The organism is Bradyrhizobium sp. PUT101, assembly GCF_052043945.1.
In the GTDB taxonomy this organism is placed as follows: Bacteria; Pseudomonadota; Alphaproteobacteria; order Rhizobiales; family Xanthobacteraceae; genus Bradyrhizobium.
This window is the reverse complement of sequence record NZ_CP197207.1, coordinates 1,591,847-1,612,653: the sequence shown is the minus strand read 5'-3', so window position 1 is coordinate 1,612,653 and position 20,807 is coordinate 1,591,847. Positions and strand designations below refer to the sequence as shown.

Below are 20,807 nucleotides of genomic sequence, written 5' to 3'. Positions count from 1 at the left end.
ATTCCAGAGGCCTTCATTGGAGAGCTCGCTCTTACCACATCCGCCGCGGCGTACTGGATGCCCCGGTCAAGCCGGGGCATGACGGCGAATGTGAAGATGCAGCGTCACCGTGCGAGATTATGCGGACGCCGCCTCACTCCACCGCCGCGTAAACCAGATCCCGCACCAAGGTCCGCGTGTAGTCGCGCTGTCCGGGGCCCTGGCTCATGAACACCGCGAACAGATCCTCCTTCGGATCGATCCAGAAGAACGTGCCGGCAATGCCGCTCCAGAAATACTGGCCGACGCTGCCGGGGAAGGGCGCGATGCCGGCCTCCTTGCGCACGGCGAAGCCGAGGCCAAAGCCGTGGCCGGGCGAGAGCAGGGTGCCGTTGATCGCAACGCCTGGTCCGAGGTGGTCGGCGGCCATCAGCTCCAGCGTCTTGCGGCCGATGACCCTGTTGCCGTCGAGCGTGCCGCCGTTGCGTAGCATCAGGCAGAAGCGGGCATAGTCCATCGTGGTCGAGACCAGGCCGCCGCCGCCGGACTCCATCACCGGCTGCTCGAGCATGTTGAACAGCGCGACCTTGTCGCCGGTCCAGGGATCGGTCGCGAACGGCTCGGCGAGCCGGCCGGCATTGGCCTCCGGTGTCGAGAAGCCGGTCTCGGCCATCTGGAGCGGCGCGAGCACGCGCTCGGTGAGGAAGGTACCGAGCGTCTTGCCGCTGACGACCTCGATGATGCGGCCGAGGATGTCGGTGGAGCGGCTGTAGTTGAACGCCGCGCCGGGCTGGCAGACCAGCGGAAAGCTCGCCACCAGCGCGGCGTGCTCGGCGTTGCTGATCTTGCGGCTGCGGACGCGGGACTCCTGGTAGAGCTTGTGCACGGGGCCGTCGCCCTGGTGCTCGTAGGTGAGGCCGGAGGTGTGGCGGAGCAGGTCCTGCACGGTCATGGGCCGTGTCGGCGGCGCCAGCTCCAACTTGCCGTCCTTGACGACGCCGACCTGCTGGCTCGCAAATTCCGGGATGAATTTTGCGACGGCGTCGCTGAGCAGGAGCTGGCCATCCTCGACCAGGGCCATGATGCCGACCGAGACGATCGGCTTGGTCATCGAGAAGATGCGGAAGATCGAATCGCGCACCATCGGTGCGCCTGCCGGGCCTTGCTTGCCGAGCGCCTCGAACCAACCGATCTGGCCGCGCCGGGCCACCAGCACGGTGACGCCGGGAACGGTTCCCTTGTCGATCTCGCGCTTGAACGCGTCCGACATGGCCTGGAGACGGGGACGCGACAGCCCGAGCGTCTCGGGGCGGGCTTCCGGCACAGGCGGGGTCTGGAGCGCGGTCGTGGCCTGTGGGGCGGCTGTGGCGGTCGCTGTAGCGGTCATGGGCACTCCCGGTTGCTTTTCGTTATCGTCAACGGACTGTGGCCCAGAAACCCCGGCACAAACAAGCGAAGCCGGCGCGGTTCACCCTTGCAAACCGGCCGTCCCCTGTGCTTGAAAGCGCCCCTGATCCGCGGTGACGCGGGTTCGTAGGAGTGTAGCTCAATTGGTAGAGCACCGGTCTCCAAAACCGGGGGTCGCAGGTTCGAGCCCTGCCACTCCTGCCAGTAAAATCAGTTACTTAGATTAGATGCTGGCGGGATAGGGACAAGGCGTCCCACGTACGAGCAGCCAAGAGCCGGCCCAAATGTCCGAAGTCCCGCGCCGAGCCTGCGGGGCGTCGCTTAACGTGCGGGGGTCCGTTCCGCGTCGAGCGGAATCTGACTGAAATCGACGTTCCGGATGGGAACGCGGCGCAGCAGCGAAACGATGGTCCCGCCGAGCTCGAAATAGGTGCGCAGCCGCAGCGCGCGGGACGATCCCTTCAGCTCCGCATTCAGGCTCACGGGGACCTGGACGTAGGTGAGGCCGAGCTGGAGCAGGGAGATCAACGCACAGATCTGATAGCCATAGCCGTCGGCCTTGACCGCGATCTGGCGCAGCCATTTCACGGGATAGACGATCATGCTGTGGTAGTCGGACAGCCAGAAGCCGAACAGGCAGTTCAGGATGAACCGCAGCGAATGCGACTGGAGGGAGCGGTTGATGGAGCGGTCCGACTGGTTGTCACGATAGGTGATGACGATGTCGGCGGCGCCCGCCGCCTTGAACATCCGGGCGATCCCTTCGTTGTGAAAGGCGTGGTCGCCGGGGATGAGCGTGATGGCATCGAACTTCGCGCGCGACAGGGCGAATTCGAAGCCGGCACCGACACCCCGCCGCTCGGCGTTGTGATGCACGATGATGCGTGGCTCGCCGGCCGCGAACTCTTCCATGATTGCGCCGGTGGCGTCGGTGCTGCCGTCGTCGATCAGGAAGATCTCGAAATCATCGAGCAGCTCACGGGCGAGCGGCAGCACGCCGTCGATGGTGTCGGCGATTTTGTCCTGCTCGTTCAGTGCAGGGATGACGATCGTAAGCTTTTTTGCCGCCCTGGAAGGTGTCATCTTATGCCGCCGTTGCCGGCTACCCTTGACTGGTAGAACCCCGGCGCAACTCTAGGTCATCTGAGCCGGGCGAACAATGTGGCTCCCGGACATGATCCACACAACCCGACACGAAACCCGAGATGTGTGTGTTTCGCGCAACTAGTCGGAAAAATCGTAGAGACCGGTATCGCCAATGCCGAAGGCGCGGCGCAGCCGTCCGATGCGGCCTGCCATGTTCCGGCCCTCCGTCGTCGCCCTGAAGTGCGAATCGACCGGTTCGACCAGGCCGCCATCGACCAGGTTCCCAATTCGTCCCCGGAACAGATCTGGAACCTGCCTTTCAGCGATCTCCAAAACCGGGGCTCTCCGATCGGGCCGGTCGACGAGGCCGCGCAGGATGTCCAGGGAAACCGATTTATACACTGCGCCAAAGGCGAAAACGTAAGCCATGACGCAAAATCCGAATATCGACGCGGCGTCCCAATACTGAAATTGCGGGACGGCGAAAATTCCGAGCATCACGCTGAGACCATGCGAAATGACTGCGGCGATCGCGAGCAGGATCACGGGTCCGAGCGACCATGCGCGAGCGCGGGCCATGAGTTGCACGGCAGGCGCCAGCAGGGCGAAGACGACGGCGGCGACGAGTCCGACAGCGAAGGACATTGTGCCGCTCACCCAAGGCCCGTCGACAGACGAACAAGCTTGACGAGATGCGCGACCGCTACCCCCTTGGCCGTCGGGGCCAGCCGGCCGTCTGCCGTCACCACCAGCCCCGAGCTGATCAGGAGTTTCAGGCGGTTGTACGTGAAGGTGTCGAGATCGCCGCCCTGCATGTAGGCCGCAGCCCATTGCTCCAAGGTGAGGGGACGTCCGGTCTTGACCAGTGCCGTGAGCAGCGTCACGGTAAAGCCCCAGGCCAGCAGGCTGAAAAGGATGTAGCAAAACATCATCGCCGTCGCCAACAGGAGCAGACCGCCAAGCACGTCGTCGAGGTGGCGTCGACCTGGAAGCGCAATACAGGCGATCGCGAAAAGCACGACGACGCTGACGCAGCCCAGCCGGAAGCGGCGGCCAGATCCGCCGGTGGCGGCGATGCGCGCGTAACACAGCAACAGCAATGGAAAGGCGATGCTGAGACCAATCGCAGCGGCCTGCGCCGGGCCCGGTAGCATGTTCATTGCGTAAATCGCCCCGGACGCCTCTCAGGCCCAGCCAGAGCAAAAGTCTATAGGAGGTCGTATTTTTCCGGTCAAGAGAGCCCGGCGCCGATGCTCCTGAACCAGAGCCTCTTCAGGGACGTGGTGCCCAGCAGCGGCCAGGATTATTTCGTCGTCTCGATTTCCTGCTGAATGGCACCGATCATCCGCTCGACGGCGCGAGCAAGGCTGCCGCGGCTATAGCGCGAGGAGATCGGGATGAATCGCTATCGCGCTTCAGGTTGTTGCTTGAGTATGATCATTGGAGACGGCTGCGCGCTTTTCCGGATCATGCTCTGCCGCTAGCTCGCCGCTTCCAGACCGTCTCTGCAAGTGAGATGTCGGTCACCGAGTCGGCGCCGGAAGCCAGGGGCATTCTTCGTTCGACGATATCGGTGACGAAAGCGTCGGCCTGCCGCCTAAATGCCCAGCTGGCTGCGCGCACCAGCCGAGTGGATTGGCCGTTATGACCGACGATGACTTGTGCCTCCTGTTCGGCGAAGGGAGCGGGCAATTCAATGGTCACCGCACCGCGCTCAAAATCGATCGTGAGTCCCTCGCGCCAGGCACCTTCGGCTCCGTTCACGAGATCCAGCGTGCAAGCGATGCCGTCGAAGTCGAGGGTTATGCGCGCGGCTCCGGTGGTCTCGATCGAGCTTTCGGCGACCCTCGGCGATGGTCCGAGCACGTAGCGCGCCAGATTGATGATATGGCTGAAGACATTCAGAAAACTGTCGTAGCCGGGGCGCATCGCACGCGGCATCCAGTCGGGACCATCCTCCCAGAGTTCTAACCCGTCCGGCCGTGCTTCGCCGGTCATCACGAAATTGTCCTGCGCTCGGCCCGTGTCGCCGCCGAAGCACCAGCCTCGCGCGGCGACGATGCGTCCGAGCGACTGGTCTGCGCGGATGCGCGCCAGCTCGACCAGCGCGCGTGCCACGCCGGCGTCGTGTCGCTTCATATAACCGATGCTGTAGATGAGGTCCTGTCGCCGTGCGGCTTCGACCAGCGTCTCGGCATGAACCGTCGTGTAGGCCATCGGCTTTTCCGACAGCACGTGGCGGCCGCTGTTCAACGCGTCCAGGACGATCGGCCCGGTCGCGCGCCGCTTCGTCACGATGACCACGGCGGACACCTCGCTGTCCGCAAGCAGCTCCCGGTGCGTGCCGTACACCCGCGAGACGCCGAACTTCTGCGCCGCGGCGGCAGCGAGATCCGGCCGGAGATCGGCAATTGCGACGACGCGGCAGGCGGGATTGGCGGCGAAATTGGCGAGGTGGCACATCTGGCCGACCATGCCCGTCCCGATGATGCCAATGCCTGGCTTCACTGGCTATGATCCCTTGGAGCGCTTTCGGATGACGAGGAAATGCGCCGGCTGTCCCCAGGTGTTGATGAACGCTGGATCCGTCTGGGTGAGGGCGGTGACCGCGGACGCATCCCGTCGCCCGATCGCGCCAAAGATGCGATGGAAACTGTCGAGCGTTGCCGAGATGGATTCGATGTCGGCAGCATCGTCGGCGAGAATGTCCGCCGTCCGGATCGTCTCGCGCAGGGACGCGAGGCTCGCGACCACCCGCGGCAGGCTCTCGCCGAAGGGATCGTCGATCATCGCATCAACGTCGAGAACCAGCGCCTCGATCGATGCCGTGATCGCCTCCACTGCATCGGCCTTGCCGACCAGATAGAGCTTTCGTCCGCCAAGGAAGCTCAGGCGGCTGCGGTCGAGATGGCGTGCCGTGCGCCGCAGCTTCTCGTCGCCGGACAGAACCTTTTTGTGCCAGTAGACGTCCAAGCTGTCGCGATAGGCTGGCCATGCCGAATGGACGTCGAATCCCTGTTCATGCGCCGCCGTGCACAAGGCCGCCGCGTCGAGGAAGTACCGATGCCGGACGAAGGGATTTTCGAGCACGTCCATCAGCCAGGATTCGAAGCTGCGGGTGTGCGGGATGCTGTTCCATTTCGCATCGAACAGCATCGTCGCCGTTTCGCGCGCAGGGCGGCCTGTCAGTGCCTTGCCGGCCGCATGGATCGCCTTGAGCGCGAGCTCGAAGAAGCCGCCATGGCGCTCGTAATAGGACACGACGGCGTAACCGTCGGCGTTGAGCAGCCGGTGGAAGATGCCAAGCCAATTCTCGGTTGGCTGCACCGTGTAGATGAATCCTTCGGCATCGATGATGTCGAACCCGCGGTCGCTGCGGAATCCCTCGACATCCGCCAGTGCGAGCTCGCGGAGACGTTCGGTCAGGCCGAAATGCGCGAAATAGGCCTGGATCTTCGGGTGTGCATGCCGGTTCGGCTCGGCGAGCGTCATATTCGCGCCCCAGCCAGCAAACACCAGAGCGTTCTCGCCGGAATCAGGACCGAATTCGAGCACCTCGGCATTGCGGAACAGCCGCGGCGGCAGCACCAGCTTGTCCGAGAACAGTTCGCGCCGCTGGCTCGCGTAGGCTTCGAGCTCGGCGGACGACTTGAAATTTCCGAACGTCGGCAGAACGTCCTGACGTTCGTAGTAGTTGAAGAGCTTGTCCTCAGCCATGCCGCGACCCTGCGGCCGCCTCGAGACGATCGAGCTCGCTCCAGATGTCGGAGGGCGCGAAGATCGAAACGATGTGCAGCGGTCGCTTCACGTTCTCGCGCAGCCGGCTACTGACCTTGGCTTCGTTCTCCTCGTTCACGGCGAGCAGACAGACGAGCGGATCCGATTTGCCGGCGAGATCCTCCGGCGAGCGGATCGGAATGCCGGTGCCGGGCAGGAACAAGCCCTGGCGCTCCTTCTGGTCGTCGACCGAGAGGTCGACGAGATCCGCCAGCTCGTGGGCGTTGGTGAAGGTGCAGGCGCGGCAGCCGGCGCCATAGATGGCGATCTCGGCACCATTGGCCCGGGCCTTGGCGAGGATCGGACGGAGGCGCGCGCCATATTCCCGTGCGCGCTGACCGAATTTCTCGCCGACGCCGGACGGCGCAGGCGGCGGCGTCACGCGGCCCGCGGCACGACGGGCTGCGATCGCGAGGCTGCCGCCGCTGAAATTGTACTTCTTCACTGAAACCGCCTCGAAGCCGTGGCGCGCCAGCAGAGCGAGCAGGGTCGGTTCGGTGAAATAGCTGACGTGCTCCTCCCAGAGGACGGAAAGATCGCCCGCCGTCGACCCGGGCGCGAAATCAGGCACGTCGATGAACAGCAGCCCGTCGTCGCGCAGCGCGATCTTCACGCAGTCGAAGAAGTTCTCGAAATCGACGATGTGCTCCAGCACCTGGCGCGAGACGACGAGGTCGAACTTGCCGGCCTGGGCAACGGCGTCGTGACACAGCTCCGGGCTGATCATGTCGGAGTAGACCTTGATGCCGCGCTCGCGGGCGATCTTGCCCGACACGGGGTTGGGCTCCACGCCCACCAAGACCTTCGCGCCGCGCTCGCGCAGCTTGTCCATGAACAGGCCATCGTTGCATCCGATCTCGAACACGGACTGGGGCGTCGAGAATTTCGCGATGGTATCGAGCTCGTCGACCTGGTGCGGCTCCGGCTTCCAGCTGCTGAAATTGTAGTTGAACTGCCGATACAGGATGTCGGGATCGATCGGCTTGACGATCTGCGGCAGGCCGCACTCGCCGCACGCCAGCACCTCGAACGGATACCGCTCCTCCTGCTCGTTCCGGCTGTGCCGAAGCCGATGCGCAATCGGCATCAGGCCGAGGTCGATCACCGGTCGCAGGTTGGTCGAATGGCAGAGGCGGCAATGATCGGTCACTGATTATTCTCGCATTTGGGCAGGTCTGACGAGGCGACCTTCAATGGAAACCGGCGCGGCCGGCAACGAGACGGTCCCGGATACATCATATCCGGGTTGCGCGGAGCATTCCTCCGGCCGATGCGTCCTCGGCCAAAGCAGGTAGCAGCCGTCGATAGGTCTTGCAAGACGTGCCGCCGCCCATCAATCGGAGGTAGATGCGGCCGGCTATGTGCGCTCTCAACGGCCGCGAGCACGGCCGAGGTCAATGCCGTCGCTCATAGAGTGTCAAATTACCCCTGGTCTCCACTGCCACGAAATCCCGCTTGATCCGCTTCATGACCTCTTGGACGTAGGGATACTCCGGCCTGCGCTCCACCATGCTATCGTAAAACAGCCGGTCCGCCGGGTTCATCGAGCGATCCAGGAACCGCGCGTCAAAGGACACCAGGAACGGCATGAAATAGGCCAGTGGCGCCCGATGGGCCTGCGCCAGATAGGCCCAATCCCTGAGGGCAATGACCAGGACCCTCTCGTCTGGCCTGGTTTTGTCCTGGATGAATTTGGTATCAGCCTCGGTGATCTGGTCCAAGTCCTCCTGCCACGTGACTGGTGGGCTCGAGACGAATGGCCACCTCAGAAGGCTGGGATAAGTTGCATACGATCTCAGTCCGTACAGGTGTGGGTTATTCTTGTCCTGCACGAACAGCAGCGCAAGAATGGTAGCAACGGCCGCTGTTGCGCCGGCGGCTCTCTGGAACGACGGTTGCCACCCGGCTGAAAATTGACGGATCCACCAAGCCGAGACGATCACCAGCGGCAACGCGTTCTGGTGCCAGACAGCGTCCAGCGTTCGATTGACCCATTTGATCATCAGCGCGATGCCGATCATCGACAGTGTCAGAAGAAGCCCTGTCACGAACCGGTCCCGCGCGGACTCAGAGGGCCGTGACAGCCGAATTGAGGCCCAGCCGACGGTGATGCATCCGACGATTTGTAGCGGCAGATTGTAGATGATGCCCCAACCGAAGTCCCATTTGATGGGCGTGCTTCCCCAACCCGTCCCGTAGAGTACGAGGGGGCGGAAGCATTCGATCAGAAAGTCCAGGGAGAAGGCTCTCAAACCGAACAGCACCAGGCACATCAAGATTGCGGCGGCAATCGATGTGACCGCGAACACAAGTGCATTGCGATAGCTCGGAAAACCTCCGGCGATCGCGGCGACAAAGGTACCTGTCACAAGGAAGAACAGTCCGATCTCGGTCTGCCAGAGCAGCGAGAGGGCGCACATGATGGCCGATACGATCAGCCATGTGAGGCGCCCGGGAGCGGTACAGTGCAGGCTGATCGCGAGCGCAAAGACGATCAATAGAGGAAATCGCGTTGGGTAGGCAGACGGCGAGTAGAACTGATTGCCGGTGGAGAAAGCCAGCACGGCGAGAGCCGTGATGATAGCGATCGCGGCGAGTCTCGATCGGATCAGGTAGTTCAGAAGAAAGTAGGCCTGGATGTACGTCGCAAGCGTGATCGCGATGTTCAATCCGACCGCTCGCATGGCCGCCGATTTCCAGCCATCTCCCATGATGAGATGAAAGAACCAGCCGAGCGCGGGGCCATAATGCGAATGGAAGTCCAATCCCGGAACGAGACCGGGGGCGTAGCCATAGAGCGCCGGACCGATGAAGTAACTCACCTTATGCGCTTCGTCCCTCACGGCCGCCGTTACGCCTTCAAGGTCGGAGGGGATCAGCAGCAGGGCTAGGAATACGATCACGAGCAGATCGGCCACCCCCACGCTGAACCGGGTGTCGGTCGAGGGTTTTGCGGGAGGAAAGTAATTGTTGGCGCCTCGATTGAGGCCGACGGTGATGGCCGCGGCCGCCAGCAAGGCGATCGCGATCCCGGTCCTGCCCGCATCGTTGGCGGCGTGGAGTGCAAGGTAGACGAGACTCGCCGTGATGGCGCTCAGTGTGAGCGAGCCCGATGATCGATGCGTCGCATACAATGCAGCTGCGGCCGCAATCGGCCCGGACAGGAAGAACGAGCCGTAGAACGCCTTCTTGCAGAAGTCGCAATTCCTATCTGCCAAGGCCATATCGAAGCCTTCGACGAAATTCGATTGAAACGACGGAAGGTGACTTTTCAACAGCAGCAGCACCACGTAGGCGACGGCGCATCCCAGCAGGGCGGCCACGACGGCTCTGGCGGCGATCGAGTATTCCCTTGTGTATTGCACTAGGAGGTCTCGAGGCTGGCTACGATCGAAGTCGGGGAGCAGGCTGCGTCGAACACAGCCGAAAATCTAACTCTCTCTGAAATCACGTCCAGTCCCCATGCCTCAACTTCCCCTTGCGCCGCGCTTCTACCACCACAGCGTTCCTTGAACAATCCCGCGAAGCCCGTGGTTGCCTCCGGCACGGCATGTTCGCGGCCGGAATGACGGCCGCTGGAACTCTCCATGGCTGACGGCATGCCTGTTCATCTCGGACCAAAAGTCCGGGACGCGCGTGCCGGCTCGATCATCGTGACGCGTGGTCTAGCGAACTCCAGAGGCGGCACTTTCACATGCGGGGGCGGGGAGAGCCAGCAACCAGGCCGACGCACGGACGCCGGATCGGTTGCAAGGTGGCCGATACTCGGCTCTCGCCAAAGGCGCCGGCTCTCCGTCCTTCAGCTGCATCAGTTCACCGCGGCCTTCCGTGGCCGAGAGGCTGTTTCCGAGGACCGCTGTCAGCAACGCGACGAAGCCAATGTCGTCGGGCCGCGGAAGTCCCGGTGCGGCGCGATAACGCCAGGTCTCGCGACGGGGCGGACAAGGAAAGGTCTCGAGATAGGAAACCGGGCAGTTGCCGTTCACGACGAAATGAGGATCGGTGAAATCCCCGCAGTAATCCGTGTAGACAAACGACCGCTCGCGATTTTCGTCGCGCAAGATCATCTGTGCCACGTTCATATCATTGGCGCCAAGGCATCGTGAGCGGAACGAGAACACGTGCGAATTCTCGACCTGGAGCTTCACCACCTTTGGCTCGGGATCCGCGAGCAAAGCTGCTCGAACTTGCCGCAGCATGTCGCTACTGAACAATCCGTCGTAGAGCAACCATTTGGAATCGTGAGCCAACGAGAATGCGAAGATCGCGATCAAGCCCCCCGCGACCGCCGCGCGTACGCGCAATCCCGGAATTGCCTGTACAATAGTCGCCATCAGGATCAAGACGCCAAACTGCGAGGGAAAGAGCAGCCTCGACTCGCCCCGCGTCACGTCGCCATAGATTCCGGTAAGTGCGTAGGGCAGCGCGCCAATAAGGGCAATCGCGGCTCCCAACATCAGCAGCAGAAGTGTCGCGATCCTGGTCGAGCGGCTGTTCAGCACCCAGGGCGTCCACAATGCGGTCGAAGAGAACAGAGCAAACACGGTGATCGCGGCCAATGTCAGTACCGCGGAAACAGGACGCCCCAGCAGCGCGAACCCGTGAGAGTAGGCGTAGCTCAGGCCGCGCGGGAAGGCCATGAGATGAGCATAAAGCGCATTGCCTATGATCGTGAAATCGTTCGCGAAGCTATATTGTCCGGCGTAGTGACCGCTCTTCCCCAGAATTGTCAGTCGCAGAACGATCATGGCCGCAACAGCCAGCCAGAACGGTACAAGACGCGCGAGCTTCTGCCTCCAATGCTCGGAGCTGGACCACGCAAGCACGACGCGGAGCGGTTCGAGGGCGATCAGAGTCTCGAGCGACAACGAGAAAAGCAGACTAAATGGCGCGGCCCATCGAAACGCGCGGACTTTCGAATAGGACAGCTCATAAGACAGCAGATAGAAGAGCAGGAAGAAATCATAGACCGCATTTTGAGTCAGGCGAATTGCATAGAACGGGCTGAGCAAGAACAGAGCGGTAACGAGTGCCGCGATCATTCTTGTGAGAGCTGACCGCGATAGGACGGAATAGAGCAATACGCCGTTCACAAGATGGCAAGCGAGTCCAGCGAAGCGTGCGGCGACGTCGGGAGTATCGTTCAGGAGCCAGACGAACAGCGTCATGGGAATCGCGAAGCCGGCGTGTGCCGACTCCCACAGCACGCGGGCAACGCCGGCTGGACCCTGGGTCCAGTAGATGTAGTACACAGTCCAGTCGTCGCCGAAGACCTCACGCGCGAACAGCGCGGGCACGCTCATGACAAAGGCGAGAGCCAGAGCCACGTAGACATATCCAGCGCCCGCTCGCTCCCGTTCTCGGAGAGCCGCTGCTCTTGGACCTGCATTCACTCGAGAATCATCGAACCCGGCGGAATTGGCCATGGTCCTAAGCTTTGGCTCGTTTGTTCAGATATTCCGCGGCGAGCGCGCCGATCTTCGTGACATAGTCCTGGACCGCGGCAGCGTCGCTGCCGTCCGGGGCCCAGTCGGGAAATGCGGTGCGGGAGGGATCGAAAGGGCCGGCGGTGGTTTCGTGAAACACCAGCCACTCCGAGGTGATCAGGATCGAGTGGTAGACCTTCTCGGGCATCCGGTAATAGCAGAGGGCGCCCTGGCCGTAGGGGGCCATCTCGAGCACGTGGCGAATTCGGCCGTCGTCCTCGAAGATCACGACCTGCGCAGTACCCTCGATCAGGTGAAACGATTCAGGTTTGCCAAAGTGCTTGTGCGGCCGGACATAGGCCTCGCGATGATGCACGATCAGCATCTCGTGCAGGCCGGACGAGGGATCAGGATGCGTGCACAGCCGGCTGCGCAGACGCGGGTTGCCGGCGGCGATACGCTTCAGCTCCGCGATCGTGGTGTCGTCTGCCGTGACGATGGCGTCGTCCGAATAGTACACTTCCGGATTTTGCGCGCGCAACGAGGTCGGCCGGCGCTGGCCTGCTTCATTCGAAGAAGATGAACCCATGGTCGCCTCGATACCCGCATTTGTCGTAGATCCAGGCCCATGTTTCCGGACCGTGGAAGCTCAGGCAGGTGAGCTGCCAGTAAAGCAGATTTGCCTTCTCGCGCTCGTTGCGGAAGGACTCGACCATCAGATATTTCGAGGCGCCGCGTCCGACGCGCTCGATCTCCGACACGGCGCGAAAGACGTCCTCGAGCGGAAGATTGTGCAGCACGCCGAGCGACACCACGAGATCGAAGCTGTGATCGGGATAGGGGAGCTCGACGGCGCTGCCGACCGTCAACAGCGGCCGCACCTCTTCCTTGGCATTGGCGATGCCGTAGTCGGAGATGTCGATGCCGGCGATCCTGAGGTTGGGGACGAGCTGGGTGAATTCGTAGAGCAGGTAGCCCTTGCCGCAGCCGACGTCGAGCACGCTCATGCCGGGCTTGATGCCGTAGCGATCGATCAGGGTCTGGGCCAGCGGGCGCCACCGACCGTCATAGCTGTAGCCGCCATAGCCGTAGCGCCGGTCGCCATCCCAGTAGTCGCGTCCCCATTGCCGCGCCACGGTGGCGGATTCCGCCTTGTCGTGCTCGACCACGCGCTGGACGTAGTTCCGCTTTGTCGATGCGTGCATCGGCTGGAGCAGGTTGATCGCGGTCATGGGGGCCAACCGGTCCGCGGCATCGTCACAGGATCGTCGCGAACTTATTGACGAGCAGGATGTCCTCGACGGCCTGGATGTCTTTCTGCGACGACAGCGTGATCTCCTCGACCGCTGCGTGAAGGTCGCAGCCCTCGCGCAGCACGCGGTCGTAGATCTGCCGCCGCCGTGCCTCGTCGGGCGGCAGCATGAAAATGCTGTAGAGAATCAGACCATGCAGCCGCGGCAGCTCGTCCAGGATGTCCTCGAGCACCATGTAGCTGCCGGGCATGGTGTGCTCGGCGGCGCTGAGCAGATAATGCAGGTTCTTGCGCCGCGCGTAGTCGCGGATCACGATGTTCTGGACGTGCTGCGGTGTGCGGCTGCCGTTCAGCGGCCGGGCGCCGATATAGCCGCGATGGCCGGCTCTCTCAGCCATGGAAGCCTCCCGGCAGCTTGTATTGCATGCCGACCCGCGTCGCCGGCCGCAGCAGGATCGGCTCGAAGAACTCGCCGAAGCGCTTGTCCGCGTAGGGCGACATGATGCTCTTGAAGCGGCAGTTCATGCTCCAGCGCGTGCCGGCTTCCTCGTTGACGCGATTGCCGTGCATCAGGGTTTGGTTGAACAGCATCACGTGACCGTAGGGGATCTCGATGAAGGTCGCGTGCGGCTTGATCGTCTTGTACAGCTCTTCGGCGCTGCGCAGGCTGGCCATCCGGTCCTGCATGTCACTGTTGAGGGACGGCGGCAGCAGATACATCGATTTGGTGCGGCGGACATCGACCAGCGGCACCCACACCACGACCTCGAACGGCGAGTCGCCCGACCACACGTCGGAATGAGTTGCGAGCAGCGACGAGCTGTCTCCGGGGAGCTGGATGCTGAGATTGACGCGGCGCTGCATGCAGAGTTCGTTGCCGACGATGGTCTCGATCGTCGAGCGCGCCAGACGAAAGTAGGTCGGCCGGAACCACGGTTCGGCGTTGAGGCCATTGAAGACGTGTAGCCGCAGGCCGTTGAGATCATCCACGCTCACCCGCGTGTGAATGGTGTCGAGCATCGCGTAGGGATCGTTGCTGTGCGGCAGCTTGAGATAGTCCGCCGCGAGTTCGGCGGCACGACGCTGGATCCGGTCGAGCCCGGCCCGATCGTCGGCCGGCGTGGTGACGAAGCCATCGTCGATGAAGCGCTGCGCCAGCGCCTGCTCGTCGGCGTGCAGGAAGTCCGTGTCCGTCATGCAAAATACTCCCGGGCGGTCGCGCAAATATAGCTGATGTCGGAGGCCGAGAGGAACTGGTTGATGGGGAGGGTGAGGATCTGGTCCGCCTGCCGTTCCGTCACCGGGAACGCGCCGCGGCCATGACCCAGCTGCGCCGCTGCCGGCTGCAGGTGGATCGGGACCGGATAGTGGATCGCGGTCTCGATGCCCTTGTCGGCAAGATATTTCTGGAAATCGTTGCGACGGTCGGTCTGCACGACGAAGGTGTGGAAGGTGTTGAACTCGATGTTGCGGCAGGGCGGAATGAACAGCGGCAGGCCGGCGAGCTCGGTGCGGTATTGCGCGGCGTTGCGCCGCCGGCGTTCGATCACCGACGGCAGGTGGCGCAGTCGAATGCGCAGCACCTCGGCCTGAAGCGTATCGAGCCGGGACACGATCCCCCATTCCTGGACGTCACTGCGGTTGATGAGGCCGTGATTGCGCAGCCGGCGGATTCGCGCGGCGAGCTCCGCGTCGGCGGTGACGAGGAAGCCGGCATCGCCTGCGGCGTTGAGATTCTTCAACGGGTGGGCGGAGAAGCAGCCGAACGTGCCGACGGTGCCGCTCATCCGGCCGTCATAGGTCGAGCCGATCGCCTGGGCGCTGTCCTCGATCACGGCGAGCGCGTGCTTGTCCGCGATCGCCATCAGCGGGGTCATGTCGGCCATGCGCCCGGTCAGATGCACCGGCATGATTGCCTTGGTGCGCGAAGTGACGGCAGCCTCGACCGCGGCAGGATCGATGTTCTGGTCCGGTAGCACGTCCGCAAACACCGGCGTGGCGCCGACCGCGATGATCGCGGCGGTCGATGCCACGAACGAATTCGGCGGGGTGATCACCTCGTCGCCGGGGCCGATGTTGAGCGCCCGCATGGCGAGGATCAGCGCGTCGGTGCCGGAATTCAGCGTCACGACATGCGACGAGCCGAGATAGGCGGACAATTCCTCCTCGAGCTTCGCAACCGCCGCCCCGCCGATGAAATCGCCACGCTGGAAGACGCCCTCGACCGCCTGCATGATCTCGGCGCGTTCTTCCTCGAATTGCGCGGGAAGATTGACGTAACCGATGCGCCGGCGGGCGGTGTCAGCGTCCATGGCAGAACTTCCGGACGGTCTCGATGACGCGGTCCTGCTGGGCGCGCGTCAGATGCTGGTCGACGGGGAAGCTGATGACCTCCTTTGCGTGGCGGTCGGTGACCGGGAAGGTGCCGGGCGCGTAGCCGAGATGCTTGAGGCCTTCCTGCTGATACAGCGGGATCGGATAGTGGATCTTGGCTTCGATGCCGTTGTCCAGGCAGTATTTGTAGAGCTCGTCGCGGCGCTCGGCGAACACCATGTAGAGATGGTAGACGTGCTTCACGTTGGGCCGGCGCTGCGGAACGCGCAAGCCGGGCAGGCCGGCAAGGCCCGCGTCGTAGTAGGCCGCGTTCTCGATCCGGCGGCGCGTGATCTCGCCGGTCTGGCCGATGAGCCAGTTGCCGACCACGGCCTGAAGGGAATCGAGCCGCGAGTTGCAGCCGAGGATCGCGATCTCGTCGCGGTTCTTCATGCCGTGGTTGCGGATCAGCCGGAGCTTCTCGTTCATGCCGTCGTCATTGGTGACGACGACGCCGGCATCGCCCCAGACGTTGAGGTTCTTGAGCGGGTGCAGGGAGAAGCCGGCGGCGATGCCGTGGGTGCCGGAGCGCTTGCCGGCGAATTCCGACAGGATACCCTGGCAGGCGTCCTCGACCACAGGCAAATTGTGGCGCTGCGCGATCGGCATCAGCTTGCCCATGTCGGTGACCTCGCCGGTCAGCTGGACCGGCATGATCGCCTTGGTCTTCCCGGTGATGGCGGCCTCGACCTGGTCGACGTTCATGCAGAAGGAATCGTCGCAGTCGACCAGCACCGGGGTGGCGCCGGTTTCCGCGATCGCGCCGACGGTGGCGATGAAGGTGTTGGCGGCGGTGATGACCTCGTCGCCATGACCGATGCCGAGCGCCTTGAGCGGCAGCTTCAGCGCGTCGGTGCCCGATCCGACGCCGATGGCGTGGCGCACGCCGATCAGCTCGGCAAAGCGCTTCTCGAATTCGGCGACGGGCTTGCCAAGGGTGAAGTCACCGGTCGCCACCAGCCGGCCGATCTCGGCCAGGATCGGAGCGGGGTCGGAGAATTGCTCGAGCAGATATGAATATCGAACGTCGTACATGTGACCCGTCAGGTGGAATGAAGTTGAGGAGAGGAGGTGTGCGAGGCGGCGAGCGCATGCTCGATCGAGGTCGCAATGGCGCCAGCGGAAAGGCCATGCTTCTTCAACAGCGAGTCCTGCGAGCCGTAATTGTGCATGAAGCGATCCGGCAGCGACAGCCGCAGCATTGCGGGCAGGCCGGAGCCGAGCTTGTCGATCAGCGTTTCGGCGACCGCGCTGCCGAGGCCGCCGGAGGGCACGTGCTCCTCCAGAGTGGCCAGGAGCTTGATGCCGCGAATGGCCTGCAGCAGCGCGTCGGTGTCGAGCGGCTTCACCGTATGCATGTGCAGGATGCCGGCGCGAATGCCTTGCGCGGCCAGCAGGTCGGTCGCAGCGAGGGCGCGCTGGAGCATGATGCCGGTGGTCACCATGAGCACCTCGCCCGGCGGGCGCATCAGGATGGCCTTGCCGATCTCGAAGCCGTGCTCGGCCTTGGAGACGATGGCGTCACCGCCCTTTCCGAGCCGGATGTAGATCGGACCTTTCCAGTCGGGCGTCTGCTCCATCATGCGCGCCGCCTCGTCGGCGTCGCACGGGCAGACCACCGTCATGTTCGGCAGTGCCCGCATGATGGCGATGTCCTCGATCGCCTGGTGGGTGGGACCGAGCGGCGCGTAGACGAGCCCGCCGCCATTGGCGATCAGCCGCACCGGCAGATTGTGCAGGCAGAGGTCGACGGCCACCTGTTCGTAGCAGCGCCGGGTGAGGAAGGTCGCGATGGTGTTGACGTAGGGCACGAAGCCCTCCATCGCGAGACCGGCCGACATGCCGATGATGTGCGCTTCCGAGATACCCTCGATCAGATGGCGCTTGGGAAACTCCTTGCTCATCGCGCGCAAGGTGCCCGCGCCGGGATCGGAGCCGATGTAAAGCACACGCTCGTCGCGCGCGGCGAGCTTGTGGACCATGTTCATGGCGGTGTTGCGCATGGGGAGCCGATCAAAAATCGCCGACGGCGACGCGGATGGCGTCGAGCTCGCTGTCGGTCAGCTTGTTCTTGTGATGCCAATCGGCGTTGGATTCCGCAGCCGGCAGACCCTTGCCCTTGACGGTATGGCAGATGATCGCGGTGGGTTTGCCCGGAACGGGCGGGACCTGCTTCAGGACGGTGCGCAGGGCGCCGACGTCGTGGCCGTTGAGCTCCTGCACGGCGAAGCCGAAGCTGCGCCATTTGTCCGCAAGCGGCTCCAGTGGCAGCACGTAGTCGGTGGGCCCGTAACTCTGGAGCTTGTTGTAGTCGATCATCGCGATCAGATTGTCGAGCCCGTGCTTGGCCGCGCCCATGGCGGCTTCCCACACCGATCCCTCGTTGATCTCGCCGTCGCCGAGCAGCACGAAGGTCCGGTAGCTGCGCTCGCGCATGCGCGCGGCAAGCGCGAGGCCGACACCGATCGACAGGCCATGGCCGAGCGCGCCGGTCGAGGCCTCGACCCCCGGCACCATGCCGTATTCGGGATGTCCGCCCAGGATACTGTCGGTACCGCAGAAGCCGTCCAGCTCCGACAGAGGGAAGAAGCCGCGATCGGCCAAGAGCGCATAGAGCGCCAGACAACCGTGTCCCTTGCTGAGGATCGCGCGGTCGCGATTGGGATCGCGCGGATTCTTCGGATCAATCCGCAACACGTCGTCGTAGAGCACGCGGACCATCTCGATCAGCGACAGGGCCGGACCGACATGTCCGCGTCCGGCCGAGCGGACAGAACCGAGGACCAGGCGGCGCAAATAAAGGCTGCGCTCGTCCAGCGTGCAGGTGAGAGCGGCTTCAGCGTGGGGTGAGATCTGGATCACGTTGGCAAATCGTTTGATGGAGCCGGCGGGCTTTGTCGAGCTGGCCGGCAAGGCGGACCGTCAGATCGCCACCTTGCGCAACCAGAGCGCGCCGGGAGCGGCTTTCCGGCAAATAGGCATTCAGGACAATCAGGCACCAAATCGCCCCGAACACAGGATACAGTACGTCACGGCGGATCGCAAACGCGTCATCCCCAGCTTCGAAGGCGCGCGAAAGCCGTTCAATCAATCGGTTGGCGCCGGCCTCGGGCAGATCGCTGCCGGGATGTATCGCGGTGTCGGACACGAGCTTGACCGGATCGTCCCAGCCGAAATATTCGAAGTCGATAAATCGCAGTCTGCCGTCGTCGGCGCGCAGCGCGTTGTGCAGCCCGAAATCCGACGGGCTCAATGCGCGATGGGCGGGTGCGAGGTCCGTTGCGGGATCCAGGCCCAGTTCCGCATAGCGTCGACGGAGCTGCCGGATCGCGACGGCGGTGCTGGGAACCAGGCTGCCGTCCATGAACGCGCGCAGGTCCGGATGATCCTGCGATGCGCGCCGTAGTCCGTCCAGGCGCTGCTCGTACTGCGCGATGGCTTCCTCGGGCGAAAAGATGCTGGCTGACGCGTTCCGCAAATTCTGCGCGCCGTCCGCGTTGCGCAGCTTTTGCAACTCGATCAGGAAATCGGCCAGCTGGTCGGCATCATCGTCCTGGGGATGCAGGACCGCCGCATCACCGTCGAACCATTGATACAACGCGGAGAACGCAGCCGGATCTTTCGCGATCGGCCGAGGCGTCGACATGATGCCGTGGCGCGACAGAAACGAGAGCGCGTCATATTCCTGTCCCAGGCGATCACGTCCGTCGGACGGATAGTGCTTGAGGGCGAGGGGTGGTCCCTCCGCCATCTCCAGCCGAAACACCCGGTTGTTGCCGCCGGACCGCGCCGGTTGGGCGGCCGCGACCCGCGCGCCAGAGAGGCGGCTTCCGATCGAGGCCGCATCCTGGACGCTGATGTCCGGCTCGCTCATTGCGCGAACACTCCGCGGTGGATATCGGCCCAGCTCGCAATCGGCTCGCAATGATCAGGATGGGGAGGCCGCGACTGCGTGAACAGGATCGATCGCGTCGTCTTCGGAAAATGCGGCTGCTCGAACACATCGACGAGATCGTCAATGAAGATATCGAGCTGCAGGCTCGCAAGCCGCTCGACCTTGGCCGCCAGCGTGTCCTCGAAGTAGATATTGCCCACGGCCAGCGCCGCACCGGCGGCGTCGATGAGACCCGCACCCCTCAACCAGCCGCGCGCGGCCTCGCGCAGGTCGACACGGTCGGGATCCTGATGGCCGAACTGCGTCTTGTGGCTGACGATATAGACGCTCGTGCCGGCCTTGCGACACGTTGCGAGGAACTCGCGGACTCCAGGATAGATCTCAGCGCCGCCAATTCCCTTGCCATAGACGAAGCCTTGCAGTCCTTGCCAGGCAAGCTCGCCGCCCGCGCGGGAGCGCAGATAGTCCCGCACCTCGGTCTTCAGCCCGTCCCAGCTCTCCGGCACCAGCCCACGCTGCCGCGCGACGGCGGCAAAGACCTTGTCGTAGCAGATGATCGTGTTGTCGAAGTCGATGCCGATCCGCACGCCGCTCACTTCAGGCTGATGTTCTGCATCATCTTGATGTTGAAATACCTGGGATCGTTGAGCGAGTTCGGCAGGCGGCCGGCCTTGAAGGCGTCCACGAGGCCAGACACGGCCTGTTCGATCGTGTGCGTCGGCGCAAATCCGAGCTCGCGGCGGATCTTCTCCGAGGAGACGTGATAGGAGCGCAGGTCGTCGGTCGGCTCGACGGCCACGTCGACATTGTCTCCGACCACCGTTTTGACGATGTCGGCGATCTTCATCAGCGAGTGGTTCTCGTAGCCGATGTTATAGGTCTTGCCGTCGATCTTCGCGTCATCCTGCTGAAGCAGGAACAGATAGGCCGCGGACATGTCCTCGATGTGCAGATTGGGCCGTTTCTGCGTTCCGCCGAACACGCGGATGCGGCCGGTGTTGACCGCAAGATTGGTCAGGATGTTGACGACGACGTCGAGCCGCTGCCGCGGTGCGTAGCCGCAGACGGTGGCGGGACGAACCGTACAGGTGACGAAGCCGGATGCGGCCTCGTCGGCAAGATCGGTCTCGCACATCGCCTTGAACTTCGAGTAATCGGTGAGCGGCTCGCAGGACAGCTCCTCGGTCACCTCGGCCTCGTCCTTGATGCCGTAGACGCTCGAGGAGGAGGCGTAGATGAAGCGCTTGATGCCGGCCTTCTTCGCGGCGCGCACCATCGGACGGAAGCAGTCGTAGTTGATGGACTTGCCGAGCCCCGGATCCAGCTCGAACGAGGGGTCGTTGGAGATGCAGGCGAGGTGGATCACCGCGTCGTTGCCGCGCAGGGCCTCGTTGATCGCGGCCTCATCGCGGATGTCGCCCTTGATCAGGCGCAGATTCGGATTGTCGCGAACGGCGTCGAAGACGTCGTCGCCGTACATGAAGAGGTCGAGCACCGTGACCTTGTGGCCGGCCGCCAGCAACTGGGGAACCAGCACGCTGCCGACATAGCCGGCGCCACCGGTGACCATCACGTTCCATTTCCGATCAATCACTGTCGTTCTCCAGATTTT

The 20,807-nt window shown here is 63.4% G+C and carries 20 protein-coding genes and 1 tRNA gene; 1 reads left to right on the top strand and 20 read right to left on the bottom strand.

The genetic code is table 11. The features are described 5' to 3' along the window. Nucleotides 1-133: 133 nt before the first annotated feature. Nucleotides 134-1,366: a serine hydrolase domain-containing protein gene (locus ACSHT2_RS07845; protein ID WP_440641068.1), complete on the bottom strand. Its 1,233-nt coding sequence runs from the start codon at nucleotides 1,364-1,366 to the stop codon at nucleotides 134-136. Between the two features lie 148 nt (nucleotides 1,367-1,514). Between ACSHT2_RS07845 and ACSHT2_RS07840 the strand changes: the two genes are divergently transcribed. Further along, a tRNA-Trp gene (locus ACSHT2_RS07840) sits at nucleotides 1,515-1,590 on the top strand. Nucleotides 1,591-1,707: 117 nt separating this feature from the next. On the opposite strand, the gene ACSHT2_RS07835 is transcribed toward ACSHT2_RS07840, so the two are convergent. From ACSHT2_RS07835 to ACSHT2_RS07745, 19 genes are all read right to left on the bottom strand, one after another. Next, nucleotides 1,708-2,469 carry a glycosyltransferase family 2 protein gene (locus ACSHT2_RS07835; RefSeq protein ID WP_440641067.1) on the bottom strand — a complete coding sequence of 254 codons (762 nt, stop codon included), beginning with the start codon at nucleotides 2,467-2,469 and terminating at the stop codon, nucleotides 1,708-1,710. 141 nt (nucleotides 2,470-2,610) lie between these two features. Next, the gene (locus tag ACSHT2_RS07830) at nucleotides 2,611-3,051 is read right to left on the bottom strand and encodes a hypothetical protein (protein WP_440642794.1); all 441 of its coding nucleotides are present in this window, start codon (nucleotides 3,049-3,051) and stop codon (nucleotides 2,611-2,613) included. A gap of 74 nt (nucleotides 3,052-3,125) precedes the next feature. Then, the gene (locus tag ACSHT2_RS07825; RefSeq protein ID WP_440641066.1) at nucleotides 3,126-3,632 is read right to left on the bottom strand and encodes a hypothetical protein; all 507 of its coding nucleotides are present in this window, start codon (nucleotides 3,630-3,632) and stop codon (nucleotides 3,126-3,128) included. Between the two features lie 307 nt (nucleotides 3,633-3,939). Continuing rightward, nucleotides 3,940-4,980, bottom strand: coding sequence for a Gfo/Idh/MocA family protein (locus ACSHT2_RS07820; RefSeq protein WP_440641065.1), 1,041 nt, complete (start codon nucleotides 4,978-4,980; stop codon nucleotides 3,940-3,942). Between the two features lie 3 nt (nucleotides 4,981-4,983). After that, nucleotides 4,984-6,189 (bottom strand): class I SAM-dependent methyltransferase, encoded by a 1,206-nt coding sequence (locus tag ACSHT2_RS07815; protein WP_440641064.1) that lies wholly within the window; start codon nucleotides 6,187-6,189, stop codon nucleotides 4,984-4,986. Continuing rightward, a complete protein-coding gene (locus ACSHT2_RS07810) occupies nucleotides 6,182-7,399 on the bottom strand; it encodes a class I SAM-dependent methyltransferase (protein ID WP_440641063.1) in 1,218 nt (405 codons plus the stop codon). Before ACSHT2_RS07810 ends, ACSHT2_RS07815 begins: the two co-directional genes overlap by 8 nt. Before the next feature lie 244 nt (nucleotides 7,400-7,643). Beyond that, nucleotides 7,644-9,572 (bottom strand): hypothetical protein, encoded by a 1,929-nt coding sequence (locus ACSHT2_RS07805; RefSeq protein ID WP_440641062.1) that lies wholly within the window; start codon nucleotides 9,570-9,572, stop codon nucleotides 7,644-7,646. A 342-nt stretch (nucleotides 9,573-9,914) separates the two neighbouring features. Then, nucleotides 9,915-11,576, bottom strand: coding sequence for a hypothetical protein (locus ACSHT2_RS07800; RefSeq protein WP_440641061.1), 1,662 nt, complete (start codon nucleotides 11,574-11,576; stop codon nucleotides 9,915-9,917). 103 nt (nucleotides 11,577-11,679) lie between these two features. Further along, nucleotides 11,680-12,264, bottom strand: a complete 585-nt coding sequence (locus ACSHT2_RS07795) for a WbuC family cupin fold metalloprotein (RefSeq protein ID WP_440641060.1) — start codon at nucleotides 12,262-12,264, stop codon at nucleotides 11,680-11,682. Next, nucleotides 12,242-12,907 (bottom strand): class I SAM-dependent methyltransferase, encoded by a 666-nt coding sequence (locus ACSHT2_RS07790; protein WP_440641059.1) that lies wholly within the window; start codon nucleotides 12,905-12,907, stop codon nucleotides 12,242-12,244. Before ACSHT2_RS07790 ends, ACSHT2_RS07795 begins: the two co-directional genes overlap by 23 nt. Before the next feature lie 25 nt (nucleotides 12,908-12,932). Beyond that, the gene (locus ACSHT2_RS07785; RefSeq protein WP_239624486.1) at nucleotides 12,933-13,325 is read right to left on the bottom strand and encodes an LIC12192 family sporadic carbohydrate cluster protein; all 393 of its coding nucleotides are present in this window, start codon (nucleotides 13,323-13,325) and stop codon (nucleotides 12,933-12,935) included. Further along, a complete protein-coding gene (locus ACSHT2_RS07780) occupies nucleotides 13,318-14,124 on the bottom strand; it encodes a sporadic carbohydrate cluster 2OG-Fe(II) oxygenase (RefSeq protein WP_440641058.1) in 807 nt (268 codons plus the stop codon). Before ACSHT2_RS07780 ends, ACSHT2_RS07785 begins: the two co-directional genes overlap by 8 nt. After that, the gene (locus tag ACSHT2_RS07775) at nucleotides 14,121-15,239 is read right to left on the bottom strand and encodes a DegT/DnrJ/EryC1/StrS family aminotransferase (protein ID WP_440641057.1); all 1,119 of its coding nucleotides are present in this window, start codon (nucleotides 15,237-15,239) and stop codon (nucleotides 14,121-14,123) included. The genes ACSHT2_RS07780 and ACSHT2_RS07775 overlap by 4 nt, the downstream gene beginning before the upstream one ends. Beyond that, the gene (locus tag ACSHT2_RS07770; protein WP_440641056.1) at nucleotides 15,229-16,335 is read right to left on the bottom strand and encodes a DegT/DnrJ/EryC1/StrS family aminotransferase; all 1,107 of its coding nucleotides are present in this window, start codon (nucleotides 16,333-16,335) and stop codon (nucleotides 15,229-15,231) included. Before ACSHT2_RS07770 ends, ACSHT2_RS07775 begins: the two co-directional genes overlap by 11 nt. Nucleotides 16,336-16,343: 8 nt before the next feature. After that, nucleotides 16,344-17,303: a transketolase family protein gene (locus tag ACSHT2_RS07765; RefSeq protein WP_440641055.1), complete on the bottom strand. Its 960-nt coding sequence runs from the start codon at nucleotides 17,301-17,303 to the stop codon at nucleotides 16,344-16,346. Nucleotides 17,304-17,313: 10 nt separating this feature from the next. Then, nucleotides 17,314-18,162, bottom strand: a complete 849-nt coding sequence (locus ACSHT2_RS07760; RefSeq protein WP_440641054.1) for a transketolase — start codon at nucleotides 18,160-18,162, stop codon at nucleotides 17,314-17,316. Beyond that, nucleotides 18,137-19,174 (bottom strand): phosphotransferase family protein, encoded by a 1,038-nt coding sequence (locus tag ACSHT2_RS07755; protein ID WP_440641053.1) that lies wholly within the window; start codon nucleotides 19,172-19,174, stop codon nucleotides 18,137-18,139. The genes ACSHT2_RS07760 and ACSHT2_RS07755 overlap by 26 nt, the downstream gene beginning before the upstream one ends. Next, nucleotides 19,171-19,791, bottom strand: coding sequence for a hypothetical protein (locus ACSHT2_RS07750; RefSeq protein WP_440641052.1), 621 nt, complete (start codon nucleotides 19,789-19,791; stop codon nucleotides 19,171-19,173). The genes ACSHT2_RS07755 and ACSHT2_RS07750 overlap by 4 nt, the downstream gene beginning before the upstream one ends. After that, the gene (locus ACSHT2_RS07745) at nucleotides 19,788-20,789 is read right to left on the bottom strand and encodes an NAD-dependent epimerase/dehydratase family protein (protein WP_440641051.1); all 1,002 of its coding nucleotides are present in this window, start codon (nucleotides 20,787-20,789) and stop codon (nucleotides 19,788-19,790) included. The genes ACSHT2_RS07750 and ACSHT2_RS07745 overlap by 4 nt, the downstream gene beginning before the upstream one ends. Nucleotides 20,790-20,807: the final 18 nt, after the last annotated feature.